The following is a 24062-nucleotide window of genomic DNA, read 5'->3' on the forward strand; positions in this document are numbered from 1 at the left end:
GTGGACTGATCGCTTACTGCCTTAAATTGAAAAAACCATCACTGGAAGTTTTCTATTCAGAAGACGCTGTTCCAATGATGGCTTAAGCAGAATTCGGGTAAGTTAATAAAGCGGCGTAAATATGGATATATTGATTGTTGACGATGAGCCATTGGCTCGTGAAAATCTACGTTGTCTGCTGGAAGAGGAAACTGATATTCAAATCATGGGAGAATGTGCCAACGCAATCGAAGCGATTGGTGCCATCCATCGTTTGAAACCCGATGTTGTTTTTCTCGATATTCAAATGCCCCGTATTACCGGGCTGGAAATGGTAGGTATGCTCGATCCAGAGCATCGCCCTTATATTGTTTTTCTGACTGCATTTGATGAATATGCAGTGCAAGCCTTTGAAGAACATGCCTTCGATTATTTATTAAAACCTCTGGAAAAAGAGCGCCTGAGTAAGACGCTGCAACGGCTGCGTTCTGGCTATCAAAAGCAAAATCTGGCAGATCTTCAACGTGAAGATGAACAACTGAAATATATTCCCTGTACCGGACATAGCCGAATCTGGCTGATGCCATTGGATGATGTTCTGTATGTCACTTCCCGCCTGAGTGGTGTATATGTCATGAACGCTAACGGTCAGGAAGGCTTTACCGAGTTGACCCTGCGAGCACTGGAAACTCGCACGCCACTAACCCGCTGCCATCGCCAATATTTAGTCAACATGACCCAATTACGGGAAATTGTTTTTGGCGAAAATGGGCAGGCCGAGCTGGTACTAAGCAATGACGAGCGTATTCCAGTTAGTCGCCGTTATCTGAAACCCCTTAAAGAAGAATTGGGGTTAAATTGATCGCTGCTTATAGAAAAAGCCCTTCCTCTTAATGGAGAAAGGGCTTTATTCAATTCATTGCGATATTTTCAACGCAACAAGCAAGTCAATGAGAGATTAGCGTATGCTTATACATTGCCATTGCTTTGACGGCGACGTGGTGCACCACCATTGAAATCATCGTTGCCACGACCACGGAAAGAGCCACGCTCACCACCGCCACGACGTTCGTTGTTAAAACGACGGCCACCGTTATTGCCGAAACCGTCACGGTCACGACGTGCACCATTACCTCCGTTGCCGCCGTTACCGCCGTTACCATTACGACCACCACCACGACGCTCACGACGTTCAAATGGTTGCGCATCCCCCATCAACTGCATATTCATGGGTTTGTTCAGAATACGAGTACGGGTGAAGTGAGAGAGTAATTCCCCTGGCATGCCTTTTGGCAGCTCAATCGTAGAGTGGGTGGCAAACAGTTTGATATTACCGATATAACGGCTACTGATATCACCTTCGTTTGCAATTGCACCCACAATATGGCGAACTTCAACGCCATCATCACGGCCAACTTCAATGCGATACAGTTCCATATCACCCACGTCACGACGTTCACGACGAGGACGATCACCTCTGTCACGCTCACCAAAGCCATTACCATTGCTATTGCTATTGCGACGGCGGTCATCACGATCGTTGAATTCACGGCGAGGACGACGCACTGGATCGGGTGGCAGAATAAGTGGACGCTCACCCTGTGCCATTTTCAGCAGGGCTGCTGCCAATGTTTCCATATCCAAATCATCACCGGTGCCCAGTTTAGACAACAATGCGCGGTATTGATCCAGATCGCTGCTTTCCAGTTGATTCTGAACATTGGTCGCAAATTTCTCCAAACGACGCTGGCTCAGAAGCTCTGCGTTCGGCAATTCAACTTCCGGGATAGTCAGTTTCATGGTGCGTTCAACGTTACGCAGCAAACGGCGTTCGCGGTTTTCAACAAACAACAGAGCACGACCCGCACGACCCGCACGACCAGTACGACCGATACGGTGTACATAAGATTCTGCGTCCATTGGGATGTCGTAGTTAACAACCAGGCTAATGCGATCAACGTCCAGACCACGAGCCGCTACATCAGTCGCAATCAGAATGTCCAAACGGCCATCTTTCAGGCGCTCAAGTGTTTGTTCACGCAGAGCCTGGTTCATATCACCATTCAGAGCTGCCGAGTTGTAGCCGTTACGCTCCAGCGTTTCTGCAACTTCCAACGTTGCATTCTTGGTGCGCACGAAAATAATTGCAGCATCAAAATCTTCTGCTTCAAGGAAACGCACCAACGCTTCATTTTTGCGCATACCGTAAACAGACCAGTAGCTTTGGCTAATGTCAGGACGGTTTGTGACACTGCTCTGAATACGAACTTCCTGTGGATCATTCATAAAACGACGAGTGATACGGCGGATCGCTTCTGGCATTGTCGCGGAGAACAGCGCGGTTTGATGTTCAGCAGGGATCTGGCTCATGATGTTTTCAACATCTTCGATAAAGCCCATACGCAACATTTCGTCAGCTTCATCCAGTACCAGGCCTTTCAGGTTGGACAGATCCAAGGTTCCGCGTTTCAGATGGTCAAGCAAACGTCCCGGCGTTCCTACCACAACTTGTGGTCCCTGACGCAAAGCACGTAACTGAACGTCATAACGCTGTCCACCGTAAAGCGCAACAACATTCACATTGCGCATATGCTTGGAAAAATCTGAACATGCTTCAGCAACCTGCACCGCCAGTTCACGGGTTGGCGCTAATACAAGGATTTGTGGCGCTTTAAGTTCAGCATCAATGTTATTCAATAAAGGTAAGCTGAAAGCTGCGGTTTTACCACTGCCAGTCTGTGCCATACCCAGCACATCGCGGCCGTTCAGCAAGTGAGGAATACATTGTTGTTGAATAGGAGAAGGCTTCTCATAGCCCAGGTCTCCCAACGCAGAAAGGATAGGTGCTGATAAACCTAAATCAGCAAAAGAGATTTCAGTCTCAGTGGTCATGTAATGGTGCCTCATTGATCATGGCGGCCAGTCTACATAACACAGTGAAAAGAATTTCTGTCATTTTCATTTAAAATGTGAACTGGCTCAAATTATGTTATTAAACGAACAAACAAGCCCCCACCTCTAGAGATGTGGACTTTAAAATCTGTCGTGAAAATGTTCGTCAGCTATTGTTGGTTCGATTCCGATAAGTCATCTTGTTTTTGGCTCAATAGCGCCAATTCCAACAATGCGTAGCGGTGCTCAACAAAGTTATGCACATTGTTAGCCACCGTCAGCTTGAATAACGCAACTGCGCTATCCTCATCCCCCAGACTTAGGTAATGTTTACCTAAATAGAAGTCAGTTTCACTGAGATGCTCAGCGAGCGAAGTGTTATCTGCTGAACCCTGTTTTAAGCGTTCCATCAGTGTTTTTTCACTGATTTTGCCCAAATAGAATTCAACAATATTCCAGCCCCATCTCCCCCGGTTCGCTTTGTCAAAATGATGCGACAAATTAGTCATTGCAGCCTTAGGATCAATTTTATCTTCCACAAGGTACAACCACAACGAACGGAAGGGATCATTTGGATCGTCTTGATAAAACGCCTGCAGATCATCCTGCGCCAATCGATAGCGGCCACCGTAATACAGTGAAATGCCGCGATTCATTCGCGCGTAGTTGTAAGTTGGATCAAGCTCTAAAACAGAATCAAACGCTTCATAGGCAGAATCAAAATTGCCTGCCTGCGTAAAATAAATTCCCAGATAATTAAAAATTTCAGGAATATCAGGACGGATAGTCAAAGCCACTGAAAAATCATTCTGTGCCAATGCCCTCAGCCCAAGGCTATCATACAGCACACCTCGTTCATATAAAAGCTGTGCATATTCATCTTCCGTAAGTGACCGACTCGCAAGTATTTGCTCCATGCGAGCCAGAATAACCTCTTGTTGCAATGTCGGTTGTAATGGAATAGCAATAACTTCATTTTTACGCCATCCAGTGCCGCTACATCCCACAAGGAGAAAAATAGCCGCCACATAACACCAGCGCAGAAAAGAATTCATTTCCCACTCCCGAAGCCAGACATCAATCAAAATGCCCTATTACTCCACCCACATTGTATATTTCAGGCTTCCTGCCCAAAACTGACTTCTTCTCATCTTTCAGGCCATTGCCCAGCTACTGCCAACAACAACTCGAAATCTATTGAGATAAACGGCGCCCTTTTTACAGGACGCCGCTCTTTACGTCAAATTTATTCTACTGATGATTCCGGTGATTGCAGTTCTGCATCAGTTGTAATCACAGCTTCTTTCATGCTCAAGCGGATACGACCCTGACGGTCAATTTCCAGCACTTTCACCGGAACTTCTTGCCCGATTTGCAGATAATCAGTGACTTTCTCTACACGTTTTTCTGCGATCTGAGAAATGTGTACCAGCCCTTCTTTACCGCCGCCAATAGCCACAAATGCGCCAAAATCAACAATACGAGTCACTTTGCCAGCATAAATACGACCCACTTCAACTTCCGCCGTGATTTCTTCGATACGTCTGATAGCATGACGTGCTTTATCGCCATCAGTTGCCGCAATCTTCACTGTACCGTCGTCTTCAATTTCAATGGTAGTCCCTGTTTCTTCCGTCAATGCGCGGATCACGGAACCCCCTTTACCAATCACATCTTTGATCTTGTCTGGATTGATCTTGATAGTGTGAATACGTGGTGCAAATTCAGAAATATCATTGCGTGGGCTATGAATTGCCTGTTCCATCACATTCAGGATGTGCAGACGAGCGCCTTTGGCTTGATTCAGTGCAATCTGCATGATTTCACGGGTGATACCTTCGATTTTGATGTCCATTTGCAATGCACTGACACCATCACGGCTACCCGCAACTTTAAAGTCCATGTCGCCCAGATGATCTTCGTCACCCAGAATGTCAGACAGAACAACAAAGTTATCCCCTTCTTTCACCAATCCCATTGCGATACCTGCAACAGCAGCCTTAATTGGCACACCCGCATCCATCAATGCCAGTGACGCACCACAGACAGAAGCCATAGAAGAAGAACCGTTGGATTCCGTGATTTCAGATACCACGCGAACGGTATATGGGAATTCGTTAGCGCTTGGCATCACCGCCAATACACCACGTTTCGCCAGACGACCGTGACCAATTTCACGACGTTTTGGTGAACCAACCATGCCAGTTTCACCAACAGAGTATGGAGGGAAGTTATAGTGGAACAGGAAGCGATCTGTACGCTCACCCATCAGCTCATCGATAACCTGAGCATCACGCTCTGTACCCAATGTTGCAGTCACCAGAGCCTGAGTTTCACCACGGGTAAACAGGGATGAACCATGAGTACGTGGCAATACACCTGTGCGGACGTCCAGAGCACGAACCATGTCTTTTTCACGGCCATCAATACGCGGTTCACCACGCAGAACACGGCTACGAACAACATTTTTTTCCAGAGTAGCGAGAACTTCAAGAACTTCTGTTTCTTCCTGTTCAACGCCTTTTTCTGCGAATTCTGCCAGGATAGCCGCAGTAACTTCTTCTTTGATGCTATCAACCTGAGCATAACGCGCCTGCTTCTCAATAATGCGATAAGCATCACCCAGACGGCTTTCAGCCAGTTCTGCAACACGATCGTGCAGAGGCTGATTAACAAGCTCTGGCGCCCAATCCCATTTTTCTTTACCCGCTTCAGCAACCAGTGCATTGATGTTATCAATCACAATCTGTTGTTGCTCGTGACCAAACACCACGGCACCCAGCATTTGCTCTTCAGTCAGCAGTTCCGCTTCGGACTCTACCATCAGTACCGCGTTATTTGTACCGGCAACGACCAGATCCAAACGGCTGTGTTTCAGCTCATCGCTGGTTGGGTTCAGAACGTACTGATCGTTAATGTAACCAACACGCGCAGCACCAATTGGACCATTGAATGGAATACCAGACAGCGCCAGTACAGCGGAAGAGCCGATCATGGCAACGATATCAGGGTTTACTTGTGGGTTAACAGAAACGACTGTCGCGATGATTTGAACTTCATTCAGGAAACCTTCTGGAAACAGAGGGCGTAGAGGGCGGTCAATAAGACGGGCAACGAGCGTTTCACCTTCGCCCGGACGGCCTTCGCGACGGAAAAAACTTCCCGGAATGCGGCCAGCAGCGTAAGTACGCTCCTGATAGTTAACGGTCAGAGGGAAGAAATCCTGACCTGCTTTGACTTTCTTTTGACCTACAACGGTGACAAATACCGCTGTGTCATCCATATTTACCATAACGGCTGCTGTCGCTTGACGCGCCATCATGCCAGTTTCAATGGTCACAGTGTGTTGACCATACTGAAATTTACGAACAATCGGATTTAGCAAAATAATGTTCCTTTGTTAGTGTTGCCGCATTAAGAAACCAGCAACAAGGGATTTCCTCTTCTTGCTACACCCTCACGACTAATGACAGTGCTCATTGCTTTGAGTACTCTCATTAGCCGCGCGAGTCACTACTGTAGCGGAAGAGGTTCAAATTTTAGAGACGGTGCCAAAAACAGTAGATTAAATTTTCCAATTCTGTTTCCTGGCAATTCCGTTTCCTAGAAGAAAAGGGGCCCGATTAGGCCCCCTTTCCACTGAAACTCATCAATTAGCGACGCAGTCCCAGACGCTCAATCAGAGCAACATAGCGTGCCACATCTTTACGCTTCAGGTAGTCCAGTTGCTTACGACGCTGTGCAACCTTTCTCAGCAGACCACGACGGCTGTGGTGATCTTTTTTGTGCTCTGAAAAGTGACCTTGCAGGTGGTTGATGTCAGCAGTCAGCAGTGCGATCTGAACTTCGCTGGAACCACTGTCGTTAGCGCCGCGACCAAATTCAGCAATAATCTGTGCTTTTGCAGCAGTACTTAGAGACATAGTATAACTCCAAATATGTAATTTAAAATGACGAGTGCCGATCTCTAATTCAGCAACTCATATACAGACGCAGTATTCTACGCTGCAAATAGGTGAAGCGCAAGACAGCATAATCACCGCCATTCTGTGCCCCAACTCAATTTACCTGCTGTAAATTCCTTGTCTGTTGCTATCATGATTCAGTTTCAACAACCAGACGGCGTGGAGCCACTAATCCATCATCATCAATCACGGCAATACCGATGAATTTATTTTCATCTCCTTCGGTCACCCTCACCCATTCATCTGAAGCCAAATTATGTTTGCTTCGAATCGGCTGGCCTTGTTTGAAGTAAGACGCAACGACAGAGGGTAAGTGAATGACAGGAAAATGAGCCACCGCGGTATCCATTGGTAGCAACAATGAATCAAGTAATTCCCATGCCTCAATTTCTTGACCTTCAGCCTGTTGTTTTAACTGATATAACTGTTCCAACGTTACCATTCTTTGATTGGGATAATTGGCAACCTGCAAACGGCGCAGATAAATAACATGCGCGCCACAACCCAAAAGTTCCCCTAAATCATCAATGATGGTACGAATGTAAGTTCCCTTGGAACAGTGTATTTCCAATTCCAGCTCATTCCCTTCCCAGCGAATGAATTGTAATTCATAAACAGTGATAGGACGCGCTTCTCGCTCAACTTCAATCCCCTGACGGGCATATTCGTATAGCGGTTTTCCCTGATGTTTCAATGCAGAATACATGGAAGGAACCTGCATGGTATCACCACGGAATTTATCCAATGCAGCATTAAGCTGAGACTCGGTGATTATTACATCACGCTCACTGATGACTGTCCCATGTGAATCCGATGTATCTGTACGCTGCCCCAAACGGGCAATCACACGATAGCGTTTGTCAGAATCCAGCAAAAATTGGGAAAATTTGGTCGCTTCACCCAGACAAATCGGCAACATGCCTGTCGCCAATGGGTCGAGTGCACCAGTATGACCCGCCTTATTGGCATTAAAAATCCGCCTGACTTTCTGTAACGCATCATTGGAGGAAATATCTTGTGGCTTATCCAGTAACAATACACCGTGTATAGAACGGCCTCGACGACGGCGCCCCATCATTTTTCCTCATTATGATCCGTAGATGCGCGACGCTTCTCATCGTCTTTAACGACGTTGCTAACCAAATTCGACATACGCATCCCGTCTACCAAAGAACTGTCATAAGAGAATGTCAGTTCAGGAATGATACGCAAGCGCATCGCTTTACCCAGAAGGGAACGGATAAAACCAGAAGCTTCGTTCAATGCCTTGATGCCTTCTTTAACCATATCTGAATCATGCCCTTCCACCAACACATTCAAAAAGGTTACAAATACTTTGGCATAAGCCAGATCGCGGGAAACCTCAACACCAGAGACTGTCGCCATGCCGATACGAGGATCTTTGATTTCACGCTGTAAGATGATGGCAATTTCTTTTTGCATTTCCTGTGCAACGCGCTGAGTACGACTAAATTCTCTTGCCATTGTTATATCTCCTGACATTTTGGGGGGCATGAAGCCCCCCAAGAATGGAATGAATCTATTGATAAATAATGGTATTAATCGATGGAGCGTTTAATTTCAATCACTTCAAAGACTTCAATCATGTCACCAACGCGAACATCATTGTAGTTCTTCACACCGATACCACATTCCATACCATTACGGACTTCATTAACGTCATCTTTAAAGCGACGCAAGGATTCCAATTCACCTTCGTAAATGACAACGTTATCGCGCAGTACACGGATCGGGTTATTACGCTTGATGGTACCTTCTGTCACCATACAACCAGCAATAGCACCAAATTTCGGTGACTTAAACACATCACGAACTTCGGCAAGACCCATGATCTGCTGTTTGTATTCTGGTGCCAGCATACCGCTCATCGCCTGTTTGATCTCATCAATCAGGTTATAGATAACGGAGTAGTAACGCAGATCCAAACTTTCGTTTTCAATGATACGACGTGCAGAAGCATCAGCACGAACGTTGAAGCCCAGAATAATTGCCTCAGATGCCGCTGCCAGTGTTGCATCAGTTTCAGTGATACCACCCACACCAGAACCGATGATTTTCACTTTCACTTCATCAGTAGACAGTTTCAGCAGTGAATCACTAATTGCTTCACATGTACCTTGAACATCTGTTTTCAGAACAATGTTCAGTTCAGATACTTTGCCTTCTTCCAGGTTAGCGAAGATGTTTTCCAGCTTAGCTTTGTGCTGACGAGCCAACTTCACTTCACGGAATTTACCCTGGCGATACAAGGCTACTTCACGCGCTTTTTTCTCGTCACGAACAACAGTTGCTTCATCACCCGCAGATGGCACATTGGACAGACCCAAAATTTCCACTGGGATAGATGGGCCAGCCGAGGTCACTTCACGGCCAAGTTCGTTACGCATCGCACGGATACGGCCATATTCGAAGCCACACAGAACGATGTCGCCTTTGTTCAGAGTACCGGACTGAACCAGAATGGTTGCGACTGGACCGCGGCCTTTATCCAGGAAGGATTCAATGACCACACCATTCGCCATACCTGTGCGTACCGCTTTCAGTTCAAGAACTTCTGCCTGCAGCAAAATGGCTTCCAGCAATTCATCAATACCAATACCTGCTTTAGCAGACACATTCATGAACTGGTTTTCACCACCCCACTCTTCTGGAATGATACCGTATTGTGACAATTCATTCTTCACGCGATCTGGATCAGCTTCTGGCTTATCGATCTTGTTCACAGCAACAACAACCGGTACGTTGGCCGCTTTAGCGTGCTGGATAGCTTCGATGGTCTGTGGCATCACACCATCATCCGCTGCGACAACCAGAACAACGATATCTGTTGCTTTCGCACCACGTGCACGCATGGAGGTAAACGCAGCATGGCCTGGGGTATCCAAGAAGGTGATCATGCCTTTTTCAGTTTTCACATGATACGCACCAATGTGCTGGGTAATACCACCCGCCTCTCCAGAAGCCACTTTAGTGGAACGGATATAATCCAGCAGAGAAGTTTTACCGTGGTCAACGTGCCCCATGATGGTGACAACAGGTGCACGAGGTTCTGCCTGCGTTTCACCCGTATCACGATCACTCATCAGCGCTTCTTCCAGTTCGTTTTCACGACGCAGGAAAACTTTGTGCCCCATTTCTTCGGCAACCATTTGTGCTGTTTCTTGGTCGATCACTTGGTTGATGGTTACCATTGCGCCCATGTTCATCATGGTCTTAATGACCTGAGCACCTTTCACGGCCATTTTGTTAGCCAATTCAGCAACAGTAATTGTCTCACCAATCACAACGTCACGGTTAACCGCGGCAACAGGTTTCGTGAAACTCTGCTGTAAGGTACTCGGCTTACGTTGTTTACCTTTGGTACGACCCACAGCGCGCGCTTCTTCGCGATCAGCTTTCGATTCAGAATGTTTGTTATTCTTTTTCTGGCGGGATTTACCGCCACGGGAGCGGGAACGACGATCGCCTTCTACTTTGGCGTCATTTTCATCTTCCGCATCACGAGCATAGCGGGAAGTGGTTATGTGGTAGTCACTGTTGTCACTGTTCTCAGAGTCATAAGACCATTTGTCTTTGTTCTCTTCTGCCATTCGACGCGCTTCTTCTGCAACACGTTTCGCTTCTTCCTCCACCTTACGGCGCATTTCTTCTTCAGCTTTACGTTTTAAATTTGCAGCTTCAGCTTCACGACGCGCTTTTTCATTTAGCGCGGCAGAATGATTCTGAACTGATTTTTGATTGTTTTCGGTATGTTGCTTAGTCACTTTTTCTTTTTCCACCGCCTCACGCTGAGACAGTTTAGCCTCTTCACGTTTGGCTTTTTCTTCTGCTTCACGTCGAGCGCTCTCTTCAGCTTCACGTTTAGCCTTTTCTTCAGCTTCACGTTTAGCTTGCTCTTCTGCGAGTTTTTTCGCTTCAGCCTCAAGCCGCGCCTTCTCTTCTGCCTCGCGCCGAGCCTGCTCTTCCGCTTCACGCTTTGACTGCTCTTCCGCTTTACCCTGTTCAGTGGCATCGCGGTTTACATATGTGCGTTTTTTGCGGACTTCAATCGCTACCGATTTACTTTTGCCACCGGTGCCAGGAACGTTCAATGTACTGCGTGTTTTACGCTGTAGTGTCAATTTACCTGGCTGACCGCCAGAACCGCCTTGTTCGCGGTTAAGGTGGGCCAGCAAAGCTTCTTTTTCTTTCTGGGAAACAGAGTCAGTTGCGGTTTTCTGAATGCCAGCATCAGCAAATTGCTGGATTAGACGTTCCACCGATGCCTGGATCTCTTCTGCCAGTATTTTTACGGTTACCTCTGTCATTCTGTTCCTTCCTGCTACAGTTTATTTATGCATCATCGCCAAACCAACAGATATTGCGGGCTGCCATAATGAGTTCTCCTGCTTTCTCATCATTCAGTCCTTCGATATCAGATAAGTCGTCGATACCCTGCTCGGCAAGATCTTCCAGAGTGCAGATGCCACGGGCAGCCAGGTTAAACGCCAAAGTACGCTCCATGCCAGGCAGATTCAATAAATCTTCGGCAGGTTGCTGATCACCTAGACTCTCTTTCTGAGCCAGTTCCAGCGTCGTCAAGGCCGCTTTAGCGCGTTCACGAAGAACTTCAACGGTTTCTTCATCCAGGCCTTCTACAGCCAGAAGTTCATTGATTGGCACATAAGCCAGTTCTTCCAGCGTAGAGAAACCTTCCTCGACCAATACAGTGGCGAAATCTTCATCAATGTCGAGATGCTTAGTAAATGTATCAATAGAAGCGTGTGCTTCTGCCTGATGTTTTGCTTGTAACTCTTCCGCAGTCATGACATTAAGTTCCCATTTGTCATCACCACGATGTTTTTTCAACAGTTGTGCCGCCAGACGAACGTTCTGACCATTACGTCCAATCGCCTGAGCAAGATTACTGTTTTCTACGGCAACATCCATAGTGCAGTTATCTTCGTCAACCACAATAGATGCAACATCTGCCGGAGCCATTGCATTAATGACAAACTGCGCAGGGTTATCGTCCCACAACACGATGTCAATTCTTTCACCGCCCAGCTCACTGGAAACGGCTTGTACCCTTGCACCACGCATACCAACACAAGCACCAACAGGATCAATACGCTTGTCGTTAGTTTTCACTGCGATCTTGGCACGGGAACCCGGATCACGGGCAGCCGCTTTGATCTCAATGATTTCTTCACCAATTTCAGGTACTTCGATGCGGAACAACTCAACCAACATCTCAGGACGAGAACGAGTGATGAAAAGCTGTGCACCACGTGCTTCAGGACGAACATCATACAGAACACCACGCACGCGGTCACCTGGACGAAAGTTTTCCCGTGGCAACATGTCTTCACGTAAAATGACCGCTTCAGCATTATTACCTAAATCTAAGGTAATATTTTCACGGTTCACTTTTTTGACCTGACCGGTCACGATCTCACCCTGTTGTTCACGGAATTGATCAACAACCATCGCACGTTCAGCTTCGCGTACTTTCTGTACGATAACCTGTTTTGCCGTCTGAGTCGTAATGCGGTCAAAAGTCACTGATTCAATTTGATCTTCAATATAACCACCCAGATCAATCTCTGGGTTGTCAAATTTTGCCGCTTCCAGTGTGATTTCGCGCGTTGGCTGAGTCACTTCGTCAACAACTAACCAGCGGCGGAAGGTATCAAAATCACCTGATTTACGATCGATACAGACGCGGACGTCGATTTCCTGCTCATATTTTTTCTTGGTGGCTGTTGCCAGTGCAATCTCTAATGCTTCGAAGATTTTTTCGCGAGGGAGTGATTTTTCATTAGAAACCGCTTCCACAACAGCCAGAATTTCTTTATTCATCCTAGTTGCCTCATCCGAACTTTAAAAGTGGGGTACCAGGTTCGCTTTCTGGATGTTGCTCAGTGCGAACACTTCGTCTTTTCCATCCACCGTAACCGTAATCATTTCACCATCAACTGCCTTGATGATACCTTGCCATTTGCGACGGTTCTGCATTGCCATGCGTAAAACCAAGCTGGCTTCTTCACCGATAAAACGCTGGTAATGTTCAGCCTTAAACAGTGGACGCTCAAGCCCTGGTGAAGATATTTCCAGGTTATAAAGCCCTGGAATCGGATCTTCAACATCAAGCACTGCACTGACCTGGTGGCTAACATCAGCACAATTATCAACAGTGATACCCTCCTCACTATCGATATAGACTCGCAACGTCGATACACGAGCGCGAATAAACTCCAGGCCAACTAATTCAAAACCTAAAGCTTCAACTGGTGCTGAAATTATCTCTGTTAATTTTTGCTCTAATGTGGACAAGCCCACCCCCAAGACATAAAAAAAGGGCTATATTAGCCCAGTAATTCTGCTGTCAAATAACAAAAAACCCCGATACTCGGGGCTTTATGCAACTGGACCCTGTTTACTGCCAGCGGTCTCAACCAACTTCTTTTTTATACCTTTTAAAGCAACCTGTCAAATCAGGAGAGATATCTCAATGGCTGCTGAATATTACTATTGAAAAGGTATAGGTTGTTAAGAAGTGGTTGCGGGAGCCGGATTTGAACCGACGACCTTCGGGTTATGAGCCCGACGAGCTACCATGCTGCTCCATCCCGCGTTCGAAAACGTGGCAAATCTTACGCTGATAATACTAAAAACGCAAGTTTCTAGATTAATGGTGCCGAGGACGGGACTTGAACCCGTACGCCCGTTGTTTAGGCACTACCACCTCAAGGTAGCGTGTATACCAATTTCACCACCTCGGCACTGATTTTTATAGGACTGTTATTCTAAATGGTTATCTAAACTCATCGTTAAAACCAACAACCCTATTTCAATTCTGTTACTGAATATTACTGTGGGATATCACTATTTGGTTGTGCTGGCGTTGCCGGAACTTCTGCCTGTTTTTCAACTTTTACAGGATCGACAAGGTTATCCCATTTACTGCTAGAACCCGTCTTATTGCTGGTCATGTTACCAAGAATCAGGCTGATAACAATGAACAACGTGGCAAAAATGGCCGTCATGCGGGTCATAAAATTACCGGAACCCGATGAACCAAACAGCGTGTTAGATGCACCCGCGCCGAAAGAAGCACCCATATCAGCACCTTTACCTTGCTGTAGCAGAACCAGGGCGATTAGCCCGATACCAACCAGCAAGAATATACCTAAAAGAGCTTCATACATATGTTGTACCCGTTTCCTCGTGGCTTTTACCACAATTTCATAGCGACGTTATGTTGCATCACCCGCTCACAAAATTAGAAAAATTAACTTATTGAGCGGGTGTGAATACTAACCAAAGCGTATCAGACACGCAAGATTAATTTTAAATCCTGACGCTGATCGAGCAAAAAATCAACAAATCAGCCGATTTTTTTCACAGCATCAGCAATACGATGCGCTAATGCTGTGACTTGCTCTTCATCCTCACCTTCCACCATGACACGAATCAATGGTTCTGTACCTGATTTACGCAGCAGAACACGGCCACGACCATTCAATTCAGTCTCAACTTCTTTTACGGTTTCAAGCACGGAGTCTGATTGCAAGGGATCAACATCACCTGCAAAGCGAACGTTAACCAAAACTTGAGGTAAAAGTTTCATGCCACTGCACAGATCATGCAGGCTCATATTATTGCGTACCATTGCACTCAAGACTTGCAATCCAGCAACAATTCCATCACCTGTAGTGGTTTTGTCCAACAAAATCACATGGCCTGAATTTTCTGCCCCCAGACGCCAACCTTTTTCCTGCAATTTTTCCAGCACATAGCGGTCGCCAACTTTCGCACGTTCAAATGGAATACCAAGCTGTTTCAGTGCCAACTCCAGCCCCATGTTGCTCATCAACGTACCCACTACCCCACCCCGTAGCTGGCCTTGTCTCAACGCTTCACGTGCAATGATATAAATGAGCTGATCACCATCAACTTTTTGCCCCAAGTGATCAACCATAATGATACGGTCACCATCACCATCAAATGCAAGGCCTACGTGCGCTTGTTCTTCCAATACGCGCTGTTGCAATAGACGGACATCTGTTGCACCACACTCTTCATTGATATTGATACCATTAGGCTCACAACCAATGGCAATCACTTCCGCCCCTAACTCTCTGAGCACATTCGGCGCGATATGGTAGGTCGCACCATTGGCGCAATCTAAAACAATTTTCAATCCATTTAAACTTTGTTCACTAGGGAATGTCCCTTTACAAAATTCAATGTAACGACCTGCCGCATCAACTATCCGATTTGCCCGCCCTAACTCAGCAGATTCCACACAAGTCAGAGGCTTTTCCATTTCTGCTTCAATCGCCTCTTCAACATTATCCGGTAATTTAGTCCCATCAATGGAGAAGAATTTAATGCCGTTATCATAGTAAGGGTTGTGGGAAGCGGAAATGACAATGCCGGCTTCTGCACGAAAAGTACGTGTCAGATACGCCACGGCAGGCGTTGGCATCGGGCCGGTAAAGGATGCCGACAGTCCCGCAGCGGCTAACCCTGCTTCCAACGCAGATTCCAACATATAACCTGAGATTCGGGTATCTTTACCAATAATAATTTTGCGAGAACCATGACGCGCCAGCACTTTTCCGGCAGCCCAACCAAGTTTCAATACAAAGTCAGGGGTAATTGGGGTATTCCCCACTCTGCCACGGATACCGTCAGTGCCAAAATATTTACGGTTACTCATAAATTTCTTTCCTTTGCTGAACGAATTTTCTGTTCTCAGCGTTTTTTGCTGACATCATGTTCTTTACAAACGATGTATTCTACAAACTATATATTCTATGAACATGGATTCTTTTCAGATAGCGTTGCATGAACTACTTGCATTGCCTGAACGGTTTCTTTGACATCATGTACACGGATAATCTGGGCACCTTTCATGGCTGCAATCACAGCACAAGCAACGCTTCCTGCCACACGCTCCTGCGGTGGTACATTAAGTAATTGACCAATCATAGATTTGCGGGACATCCCCGCCAGAATAGGTAATCCCAAATGATGAAATTCTTGCAAGTGAGCCAATAACTGATAATTATGCGATAAGTTCTTACCAAAACCGAAACCAGGATCAAGAATCAGGTTGTTTTTCGCGATACCCGCCGCAACACAGCGCTCAATTTGCTGTATCAGGAAGGTTTTTACTTCCGATACCACATCTTCATAGTGAGGTTCTGTTTGCATGGTGCGCGGTTGTCCCTGCATATGCATCAGGCAGATCGGCAAACCACTTTGTGTTGCCGCTTCAAGTGCTCCAGGTTCCTGTAACGCACGGACGTCATTGATAATATGCGCTCCCGCCTTGGCTGATTCCCGCATAACAGCCGCTTTTGAGGTATCAACAGAGATCCAGATATCAAAGCGCTGTGCCAGTACCTCAATCACGGGAATAACACGATCCAGCTCTTCCTGCTCACTTACTTCATTCGCTCCAGGACGAGTTGATTCTCCTCCCACATCAATAATCGTTGCTCCTTCTTTGATCATCTCAGCAGCATATTTCAATGCTGAATCAAAAGTATTATGGGTTCCACCATCAGAGAAGGAATCGGGAGTGACATTCAAAATTCCCATGATTTGTGGGCAGGAAAGATCGAGGACACTGCCTCTGGCTGTCAGTTTCATCGCTAGGTGCCTTAATGTCAAAACCCCAGGACAAGCCTGGGGTTTAATGTAGGGTTGTTAGCCACGTTATACGGTTGGGTTACCGTCCGCTGGCTTTGAAGTTTGCTGCTGAGATGGAGTGTTGTGACGGTTATTACTATTACCGCTATTTTTATCTCCTTCCCAACCGGCCGGTGGACGTACTGTTGTACGATTCATCAGATCATCAATCTGAGGAGCATCAATGGTTTCATACTTCATCAAGGCATCTTTCATTGAATGAAGAATATCCAGATTACCCATCAGAATCTGACGCGCACGTAAATAGTTACGATCGATGATGGCCTTCACTTCCTGATCGATTAAACGCGCGGTGTCTTCAGACATATGTTTTGCCTTGGCAACCGAACGACCGAGGAAAACTTCACCCTCTTCTTCCGCATACAGCAATGGCCCCAGTTTTTCTGAGAAGCCCCACTGTGTCACCATGTTACGCGCAATAGATGTCGCCACTTTAATATCGTTAGAGGCACCGGTAGAAACATTATCTACACCATAGATAATTTCTTCCGCTAACCGTCCACCGTATAAAGTTGAAATTTGGCTTTCCAATTTCTGACGGCTTGCACTGATCTGATCGCCCTCTGGTAAGAAGAACGTCACACCCAACGCACGACCACGCGGTATAATTGTCACTTTATGTACAGGATCGTGTTCTGGAACCAAGCGGCCAATAATGGCATGCCCTGCTTCATGGTATGCGGTGGATTCTTTCTGTTCCTCCGTCATAACCATTGAACGGCGTTCTGCGCCCATCATGATCTTATCTTTGGCTTTTTCGAACTCAACCATAGAAACAACGCGCTTGTTACCGCGAGCGGCAAACAAAGCAGCTTCATTCACAAGGTTAGCCAAATCCGCACCAGAGAAACCAGGTGTACCACGAGCAATGACCGAGGCATCAATATCAGTATCCAGTGGAATGCGGCGCATGTGAACTTTCAGAATTTGCTCACGGCCACGAACATCTGGCAGGCCCACAACAACCTGGCGGTCAAAACGACCAGGGCGTAACAGAGCTGGGTCGAGAACATCAGGACGGTTAGTCGCTGCGATAACAATGATGCCTTCGTTACCTTCAAAGCCATCCATTTCAACCAGCATTTGGTTCAGTGTCTGTTCACGTTCATCATGTCCGCCACCCAGACCAGCACCACGCTGACGACCAACTGCATCAATTTCGTCAATAAAGATGATGCACGGTGCAGCTTTTTTTGCCTGTTCAAACATATCACGAACACGGGAAGCACCAACACCAACAAACATTTCAACGAAATCTGAACCAGAGATGGTGAAGAACGGCACTTTCGCTTCGCCAGCAATAGCTTTCGCTAGCAATGTCTTACCGGTACCTGGAGGGCCAACCATCAAAATACCTTTCGGGATCTTACCTCCGAGTTTTTGGAAACGGCCAGGTTCACGCAGATACTCAACCAATTCGCCCACTTCTTCTTTTGCTTCATCACAACCAGCAACGTCGGCAAATGTGGTTTTAATTTGATCTTCTGTCAACATACGGGCTTTGCTTTTACCAAAAGACATCGCCCCTTTACCGCCACCACCTTGCATTTGGCGCATAAAGAAGATCCAAACGCCAATGAGCAGTAACATTGGGAACCATGAAATAAAGAGGGTCGCCAACAGGCCTTGTTGTTCTGGTGGTTCACCAACAACTTTTATCTGCTTATTGAGTAGGGTGTCCAGCAACTTTTCATCCTGAACTGGCATATAAGTGCTGTATTTTCCACTGTTGTCCTTCTTAGTGAAATCAATGTCACGACCCGAAATACGTACTTCGCTTACTTGATTCTGCGATATCTCATTGATGAAATTAGAGTAATCTACCCTACGACCACTAGAATCGCCGGGACCAAAACTCTGGAACAATAACATCAAGACAACTGCGATGACTAACCAGAGAATCAGGTTTTTCGCCATGTCACTCAAGGGATTAACCTCATATTACAACTGTGTTAACAAATAGTAGTCAGGGTACTATACTTTCCGCCCTGTCGCTACAATGTATACTTCACGTGATCGTGCCCGCGAAGATTCGGGTTTACGAACTTTTACCTTCGCAAAAAGGGAGCGTATTTCCCTCAGGTATTCATCAAAGCCCTCTCCCTGAAATACTTTGACAATAAAACTACCCCCAGGGGCCAGCACATCACGACACATATCCAACGCTAACTCAACCAGATACATGGATCGGGGAATATCGACCGCGGGGGTTCCACTCATATTTGGAGCCATATCCGACATGACGACCTGGACTTTATTATCACCAACTCTCTCAAGTAGTGTTTTCAATACCAGCTCATCACGAAAGTCTCCTTGAAGGAAATCGACTCCAACTATCGGGTCCATTGGCAAAAGATCACAAGCAATGACGCGCCCGCTATTACCAATCTGACTCACTACGTACTGAGACCACCCACCTGGAGCAGCACCTAAATCAACAACGGTCATGCCCGGTTTAAAGATTTTGTCGCTTTGCTGTATCTCATCAAGTTTAAACCAAGCGCGAGAGCGAAGCCCTTTTTTCTGCGCCTGGAGAACATATTTATCACTAAAATGTTCCTGTAACCAGCGACTTGAGCTTGCTGAACGTTTTTTATTGGCCATTGTTCTTTCCAACTCTACTAATAAGGCGCCTTATTTTTTGCGCTCTCTTATCAAACCACACCACACTTTTATGGTGATAGATATGAGATGGCGGTAGAATATATCGTTTTCAATCCTAACTAAGCAAAAAAACGATGACTCTTAACAAGAAACAAGTCCAATACCTGAAAAGTCTCGCTCATTCATTAAAGCCTGTCGTTATGATCGGCAACAATGGGTTGACCGAAGGCGTGTTGGCTGAAATCGAACAGACCCTTTCGCATCACGAGCTTATCAAAGTTAAAGTTGCTGGCGAAGACCGTGAAATAAAAACTTTGATCGCTGAAGCGATTGTTCGTGAAACAGGTGCACATAACGTGCAAATCATTGGCAAAATGTTAGTTCTCTACCGTCCATCGGAAGAACGCAAGATTAGTCTACCTAAATAATCACGGCATATTTATACAAAAGTGCCATATTAATTGATTTATTATGATAAAAAGGCCAAAAGCTGGCCTTTTTCTTTGATCATGGTGTATTAAACATAATCCACGTTCAAAACTTCGAATTCCACTTGACCGCCAGGCGTTGAGATGACAACAACATCATCGACTTCTTTACCAACCAGGCCACGGGCAATCGGTGAATTCACTGAAAGAAGATTTTCTTTAATATTGGCTTCATCATCACCGACGATACGGTAGGTCTGTTCTTCATCGGAATCCAAGTTCAGTACCGTTACCGTTGCCCCAAAAATCACTCGGCCATTATTGGTTATCTTCGTGACATCAATCACCTGTGCATTGGAAAGTTTAGCCTCAATCTCCTGAATACGGCCTTCACAGAAACCCTGCTGTTCACGAGCAGCATGATATTCTGCGTTTTCTTTCAAATCACCGTGCTCACGCGCCTCAGCGATTGCGGCAATAATTTGAGGCCGACGTACATTTTTCAAATGTTCTAATTCTTCGCGCAATTTATCCGCGCCACGTACCGTCATCGGAATTTGTTTCATTTATTCAACCTCTAAATTAATCCTAAGCCCAAACAACATCTTCCTGATTTTTTGTAATAACAGCACATTTTTTAATAACAGCACAATGAGCACACCTTATCAGGCAGGCTTACAGATACTTAATAAAAAGAAGTGTAATTCAGCACAATCTGAAGTCTACAGGCATACTTACCTGTCAATCTATCATTCTAACGTAGAGTTGATGATGGATCATCGTTTACTTTGCCTTTAAACAGCACCTTAGTATCATTAATACAAATATTCTTGGAATACATTACCTTCATATGCGAGATCTATGGCTCTTTTAAAACTTCCCAGCAGAATAGCGTGTATGCTCAGCTTAAGCCTGAGCATTTTCAGTGCAAATGCCTCTTTTGATATCTCTTCTATTGAGAAAAGCACCCAATATCTGCCTACGGGAACTGATTTCTCATTTATTGCCCAAGCCGTTGGTGCCAAAAATCCTTTAATTGATTATCACGGGCAACAAATGGCTTTACCTGCAAGTACGCAGAAAATTGTAACAGCATTAGCAGCGCTATTGCAGCTTGGTAAGGATTACCGTTTTATCACAACACTGGAAAGTGATGCTAATCTTTCAAATGGCGTATTAGAAGGTAACTTAACGGCTCGTTTTGTCGGTGATCCCATGCTGACACGCTCACAACTGCGCACTATGGTCGAAACCTTAAAACAATCGGGGATAAAACAGATTGATGGAGACCTCATCATCGATGTTTCGATTTTCTCCAGCCATGATAAAGCCCCAGGCTGGATATGGAACGATATGACCCAGTGTTTCAGTGCCCCTCCATCAGCAGCCATCGTGGATAAGAACTGCTTTTCTGTTTCACTTTACAGCGCGGAGAAATCTGGCGAACTGGCATTTGTTCGTGTCCCCTCTTTTTATCCCGTTAATGTATTGAGTGAAGTCAAAACATTGGCTAAAGGCTCACCAGAAGCGAAATATTGTGAATTTGATGTTACATCGGGCGATTTAAATCGATATACCCTTACAGGTTGCCTGACACAACGCGATGAACCACTGCCATTGGCATTTGCTATCCAGAATGGGCCTGACTATGCTGGCAAGCTCCTGAAGAATGAATTGAATATTGCCGGTATTGAGTTAAAAGGCCATATACAGCTCCAGTCGGCTCCCAAACAACCAGAAAAGATCCTCGCCGTAAATCAATCTGTGCCATTAAATAAGATGCTCGAAATCATGTTGAAGAAATCAGATAACATGATTGCGGATACTCTCTTTCGTACCCTTGGTCACCGCTATTTCAATGTGCCTGGGACATGGCGGGCAGGTTCCGATGCCGTCCGCCAGATCCTGAAACAGAAAGCGGGTATTAATTTGGGCAATACTATCATGGTGGATGGTTCCGGCCTTTCACGCCACAATTTAATCGCCCCCGTAACCATGATGGAGATATTGCAATTTATTGCTCAACACAATGATGAGCTGGACTTTATCCCGATGTTACCCAAAGCGGGATATGATGGCACATTGGCTTATCGTCCTGGCCTGCATGAAGCGGGGCTTGATGGTAAGGTTTTTGCCAAAACCGGATCATTACAAGGCGTTTATAACCTCGCTGGGTTTATGACTACTGCCAGTGGACAACACATTGCTTTTGTCCAGTTTGTCTCTGCCTACTCTGTTCCGCCAGAAGATCAACGAGCCCGTCGTGTTCCGTTATCGCGTTTTGAGCACAATTTATATAAATCGTTATATCAAAGTCACTGAGCTGGCTCAGTGACTAAGAAGGGCTTGACCAAAAGAAAAAAGGGCGCTGTATTGGCGTCCTTTTGTTATATTCAAATGACTACATGAAGATTAGCGTTTATAAATAAACTCAACGCCTTCGTCATCTTCTTCGTCCCAGTCATCATCCCAATCTTCGTCGTCAGATGCTTGCTGTAACTGCTCTTTATGGTAGTCATCCCACATGAATTCAACTTTTTCAGGTTGAGATTCTCCCGACGTTTCCATGCTACGCGGCTGTGTCTTCATGAACTCCATAATGTCCCAGCAAAGCTCTTTCACGCCCTGACGGTTCACGGCTGAGATCATGTAATAATCGCCTTCCCAACCCAATTCATCAGCAATCGCTTTTGCCCGCAACTTAGCGTCTTCTGGATCGATGAGATCGACTTTATTAAAGACTAACCAGCGTGGTTTTTCTGCCAGTTTTTTACTGTAGTTGTGCAGCTCTTTGATAATGATACGCGCGTTTTCAACCGGAACAGATTCGTCGATCGGGCAGAGGTCGATCAAATGCAGCAATACGCGGCAACGTTCCAAATGCTTCAAGAAACGAATACCCAATCCGGCGCCTTCTGATGCACCTTCAATCAAACCAGGGATATCTGCGACAACAAAACTTTGTTCGTTATCCATACGCACAACACCCAGGCTTGGCACCAGAGTTGTAAACGGATAATCAGCGACTTTCGGTTTTGCTGCTGATACAGCACGAATAAAGGTGGATTTGCCTGCATTTGGCATCCCCAGCATTCCCACGTCAGCCAGTAGCATCAGCTCCAGCATCAGCTCACGGCTTTCTCCAGGCGTTCCCATCGTTCTTTGACGTGGAGCACGATTCACCGAAGATTTAAAACGGGTATTACCAAGGCCGTGGAAGCCCCCTTTTGCCACCATAAAACGCTGTTCATGGTGCAGCATATCCCCTAGTATTTCGCCCGTGGCAACATCACGCACACGGGTTCCGACCGGAACCTTAATAGTAATGTCCTGACCACGTTTACCCGTACAATCGCGGCTTTGTCCATTCTGACCACGTTCAGCACGGAAGGATTTTTCAAAACGGTAATCAATCAGTGTATTGAGGTTTTCATCTGCCAGCAGGTAGACATCACCACCATCACCACCATCGCCGCCGTCTGGCCCACCTTTTGGAATATATTTCTCACGACGGAAGCTGACGCAACCATTGCCACCATCTCCCGCTACAACCAGAATCCTGGCTTCATCTACAAATTTCATCACTTTTCTCCGTAGGATAGCCACTGTAAAGCTGGATGGCTGTTAGTACCCAGAGATGGCATAATCCAAAATAATAAAAAGCCCCGCAACACATATTGCAGGGCTTCTGATTCGATCAAGATACAAAAAACTTATTCAGCTTCGATGCTGATAAATTTACGGTTTTTTGAACCTTTAACTTCGAACTTAACTTTCCCGTCAGCTAATGCGAACAGGGTGTGATCGCGGCCACAACCTACGTTGTTACCTGCGTGGAATTTAGTACCACGTTGACGAACGATGATGCTACCTGCCAAAACAGATTCACCACCAAAACGTTTTACACCCAGACGTTTGCTTTCAGAATCGCGACCGTTACGAGTCGAGCCGCCAGCCTTTTTGTGTGCCATTAATCTGCTCTCCTAAATCTTAAGCGATGCCAGTGATTTTAACATCGGTGAACCACTGACGGTGGCCCTGCTGTTTACGGCTGTGTTTACGACGACGAAACTTAACGATTTTAACTTTCTCGCCACGACCGTGAGCAACAACTTCAGCTTTGATTTTAACGCCTTCAACTACTGGAGCGCCGATTTTGATATCTTCGCCGTTAGCGACCATCAGCACCTGGTCAAACTCAACAGTTTCACCTGTTGCGATGTCCAGCTTTTCCAAGCGAATTGTTTGGCCTTCGCTTACTCGGTGTTGTTTACCACCACTTTGGAAAACTGCGTACATATAAACTCCGCTTTCCGCGCACCCCCTAAAAATGCTTTCCAGAGCGCGCTATAAAATATTCACAATAGGGCGCGAATTCTACGCAAAAACCACTTGGAAGACAAGTGCAGAATTAGAACAGATGAGAAAAAAACGGAGTTTTTCAATTGTCATTTATTTGAACGGTTTT

22 protein-coding genes and 2 tRNA genes are annotated in these 24062 nt (G+C 45.9%); 3 read left to right on the forward strand and 21 right to left on the reverse strand.

Going from position 1 to position 24062, the window contains the following annotated elements:
* Positions 1-121 precede the first annotated feature (121 nt).
* On the forward strand, positions 122-841 hold the full coding sequence (btsR, locus tag Xedl_RS04525; protein ID WP_074022664.1) for a two-component system response regulator BtsR: 720 nt from the start codon (positions 122-124) through the stop codon (positions 839-841).
* 107 nt (positions 842-948) lie between these two features.
* On the opposite strand, the gene Xedl_RS04530 is transcribed toward btsR, so the two are convergent.
* From Xedl_RS04530 to rlmE, 17 genes are all read right to left on the reverse strand, one after another.
* Positions 949-2871, reverse strand: a complete 1923-nt coding sequence (locus tag Xedl_RS04530) for a DEAD/DEAH family ATP-dependent RNA helicase (RefSeq protein ID WP_074022665.1) — start codon at positions 2869-2871, stop codon at positions 949-951.
* Complete coding sequence (gene yrbN / locus Xedl_RS38725) at positions 2861-2941, reverse strand: protein YrbN (RefSeq protein ID WP_120211369.1); 81 nt, start codon at positions 2939-2941, stop codon at positions 2861-2863. The genes Xedl_RS04530 and yrbN overlap by 11 nt, the downstream gene beginning before the upstream one ends.
* Positions 2942-3041: 100 nt before the next feature.
* Entirely contained in the window at positions 3042-3926 is an 885-nt protein-coding gene (gene nlpI / locus Xedl_RS04535) for a lipoprotein NlpI (RefSeq protein WP_074022666.1), read from the reverse strand.
* 191 nt (positions 3927-4117) lie between these two features.
* Entirely contained in the window at positions 4118-6256 is a 2139-nt protein-coding gene (gene pnp, locus Xedl_RS04540; protein WP_074022667.1) for a polyribonucleotide nucleotidyltransferase, read from the reverse strand.
* A 268-nt stretch (positions 6257-6524) separates the two neighbouring features.
* Positions 6525-6794: a 30S ribosomal protein S15 gene (gene rpsO / locus Xedl_RS04545; protein WP_074019926.1), complete on the reverse strand. Its 270-nt coding sequence runs from the start codon at positions 6792-6794 to the stop codon at positions 6525-6527.
* Between the two features lie 172 nt (positions 6795-6966).
* Complete coding sequence (truB, locus tag Xedl_RS04550; protein ID WP_074022668.1) at positions 6967-7911, reverse strand: tRNA pseudouridine(55) synthase TruB; 945 nt, start codon at positions 7909-7911, stop codon at positions 6967-6969.
* Entirely contained in the window at positions 7911-8321 is a 411-nt protein-coding gene (rbfA, locus tag Xedl_RS04555; RefSeq protein WP_074022669.1) for a 30S ribosome-binding factor RbfA, read from the reverse strand. Before rbfA ends, truB begins: the two co-directional genes overlap by 1 nt.
* A gap of 74 nt (positions 8322-8395) precedes the next feature.
* Positions 8396-11164: a translation initiation factor IF-2 gene (gene infB, locus Xedl_RS04560; protein ID WP_074022670.1), complete on the reverse strand. Its 2769-nt coding sequence runs from the start codon at positions 11162-11164 to the stop codon at positions 8396-8398.
* 25 nt (positions 11165-11189) lie between these two features.
* Positions 11190-12698 (reverse strand): transcription termination factor NusA, encoded by a 1509-nt coding sequence (gene nusA / locus Xedl_RS04565; protein ID WP_074022671.1) that lies wholly within the window; start codon positions 12696-12698, stop codon positions 11190-11192.
* 21 nt (positions 12699-12719) lie between these two features.
* Positions 12720-13172, reverse strand: coding sequence for a ribosome maturation factor RimP (gene rimP, locus Xedl_RS04570; protein ID WP_143187377.1), 453 nt, complete (start codon positions 13170-13172; stop codon positions 12720-12722).
* A 224-nt stretch (positions 13173-13396) separates the two neighbouring features.
* Positions 13397-13473: transfer RNA gene (locus Xedl_RS04575), tRNA-Met, on the reverse strand.
* Positions 13474-13531: 58 nt separating this feature from the next.
* Positions 13532-13621 (reverse strand) — tRNA-Leu (locus tag Xedl_RS04580).
* Positions 13622-13708: 87 nt separating this feature from the next.
* On the reverse strand, positions 13709-14047 hold the full coding sequence (gene secG / locus Xedl_RS04585; protein WP_074022673.1) for a preprotein translocase subunit SecG: 339 nt from the start codon (positions 14045-14047) through the stop codon (positions 13709-13711).
* Between the two features lie 179 nt (positions 14048-14226).
* The gene (gene glmM / locus Xedl_RS04590) at positions 14227-15564 is read right to left on the reverse strand and encodes a phosphoglucosamine mutase (RefSeq protein WP_074022674.1); all 1338 of its coding nucleotides are present in this window, start codon (positions 15562-15564) and stop codon (positions 14227-14229) included.
* Between the two features lie 95 nt (positions 15565-15659).
* Positions 15660-16502, reverse strand: a complete 843-nt coding sequence (gene folP / locus Xedl_RS04595) for a dihydropteroate synthase (RefSeq protein ID WP_074022675.1) — start codon at positions 16500-16502, stop codon at positions 15660-15662.
* Between the two features lie 66 nt (positions 16503-16568).
* A complete protein-coding gene (gene ftsH / locus Xedl_RS04600) occupies positions 16569-18488 on the reverse strand; it encodes an ATP-dependent zinc metalloprotease FtsH (RefSeq protein WP_074022676.1) in 1920 nt (639 codons plus the stop codon).
* Between the two features lie 48 nt (positions 18489-18536).
* The gene (gene rlmE, locus Xedl_RS04605) at positions 18537-19166 is read right to left on the reverse strand and encodes a 23S rRNA (uridine(2552)-2'-O)-methyltransferase RlmE (RefSeq protein WP_074019936.1); all 630 of its coding nucleotides are present in this window, start codon (positions 19164-19166) and stop codon (positions 18537-18539) included.
* A gap of 134 nt (positions 19167-19300) precedes the next feature.
* Between rlmE and yhbY the strand changes: the two genes are divergently transcribed.
* Entirely contained in the window at positions 19301-19594 is a 294-nt protein-coding gene (yhbY, locus tag Xedl_RS04610) for a ribosome assembly RNA-binding protein YhbY (protein WP_038218890.1), read from the forward strand.
* Positions 19595-19683: 89 nt separating this feature from the next.
* Here yhbY and greA read toward each other — a convergent pair whose 3' ends face one another.
* Positions 19684-20160: a transcription elongation factor GreA gene (gene greA, locus Xedl_RS04615; RefSeq protein WP_074022677.1), complete on the reverse strand. Its 477-nt coding sequence runs from the start codon at positions 20158-20160 to the stop codon at positions 19684-19686.
* A gap of 295 nt (positions 20161-20455) precedes the next feature.
* Between greA and dacB the strand changes: the two genes are divergently transcribed.
* Positions 20456-21916, forward strand: coding sequence for a serine-type D-Ala-D-Ala carboxypeptidase (gene dacB / locus Xedl_RS04620; protein ID WP_074022678.1), 1461 nt, complete (start codon positions 20456-20458; stop codon positions 21914-21916).
* 90 nt (positions 21917-22006) lie between these two features.
* Here dacB and cgtA read toward each other — a convergent pair whose 3' ends face one another.
* From cgtA to rplU, 3 genes are all read right to left on the reverse strand, one after another.
* Complete coding sequence (gene cgtA, locus Xedl_RS04625; protein ID WP_074022679.1) at positions 22007-23176, reverse strand: Obg family GTPase CgtA; 1170 nt, start codon at positions 23174-23176, stop codon at positions 22007-22009.
* Positions 23177-23307: 131 nt separating this feature from the next.
* Positions 23308-23565, reverse strand: coding sequence for a 50S ribosomal protein L27 (gene rpmA, locus Xedl_RS04630; protein WP_038237679.1), 258 nt, complete (start codon positions 23563-23565; stop codon positions 23308-23310).
* Between the two features lie 19 nt (positions 23566-23584).
* Positions 23585-23893, reverse strand: coding sequence for a 50S ribosomal protein L21 (gene rplU, locus Xedl_RS04635; protein WP_047766254.1), 309 nt, complete (start codon positions 23891-23893; stop codon positions 23585-23587).
* Positions 23894-24062: the final 169 nt, after the last annotated feature.

This window comes from Xenorhabdus eapokensis (genome assembly GCF_001908105.1).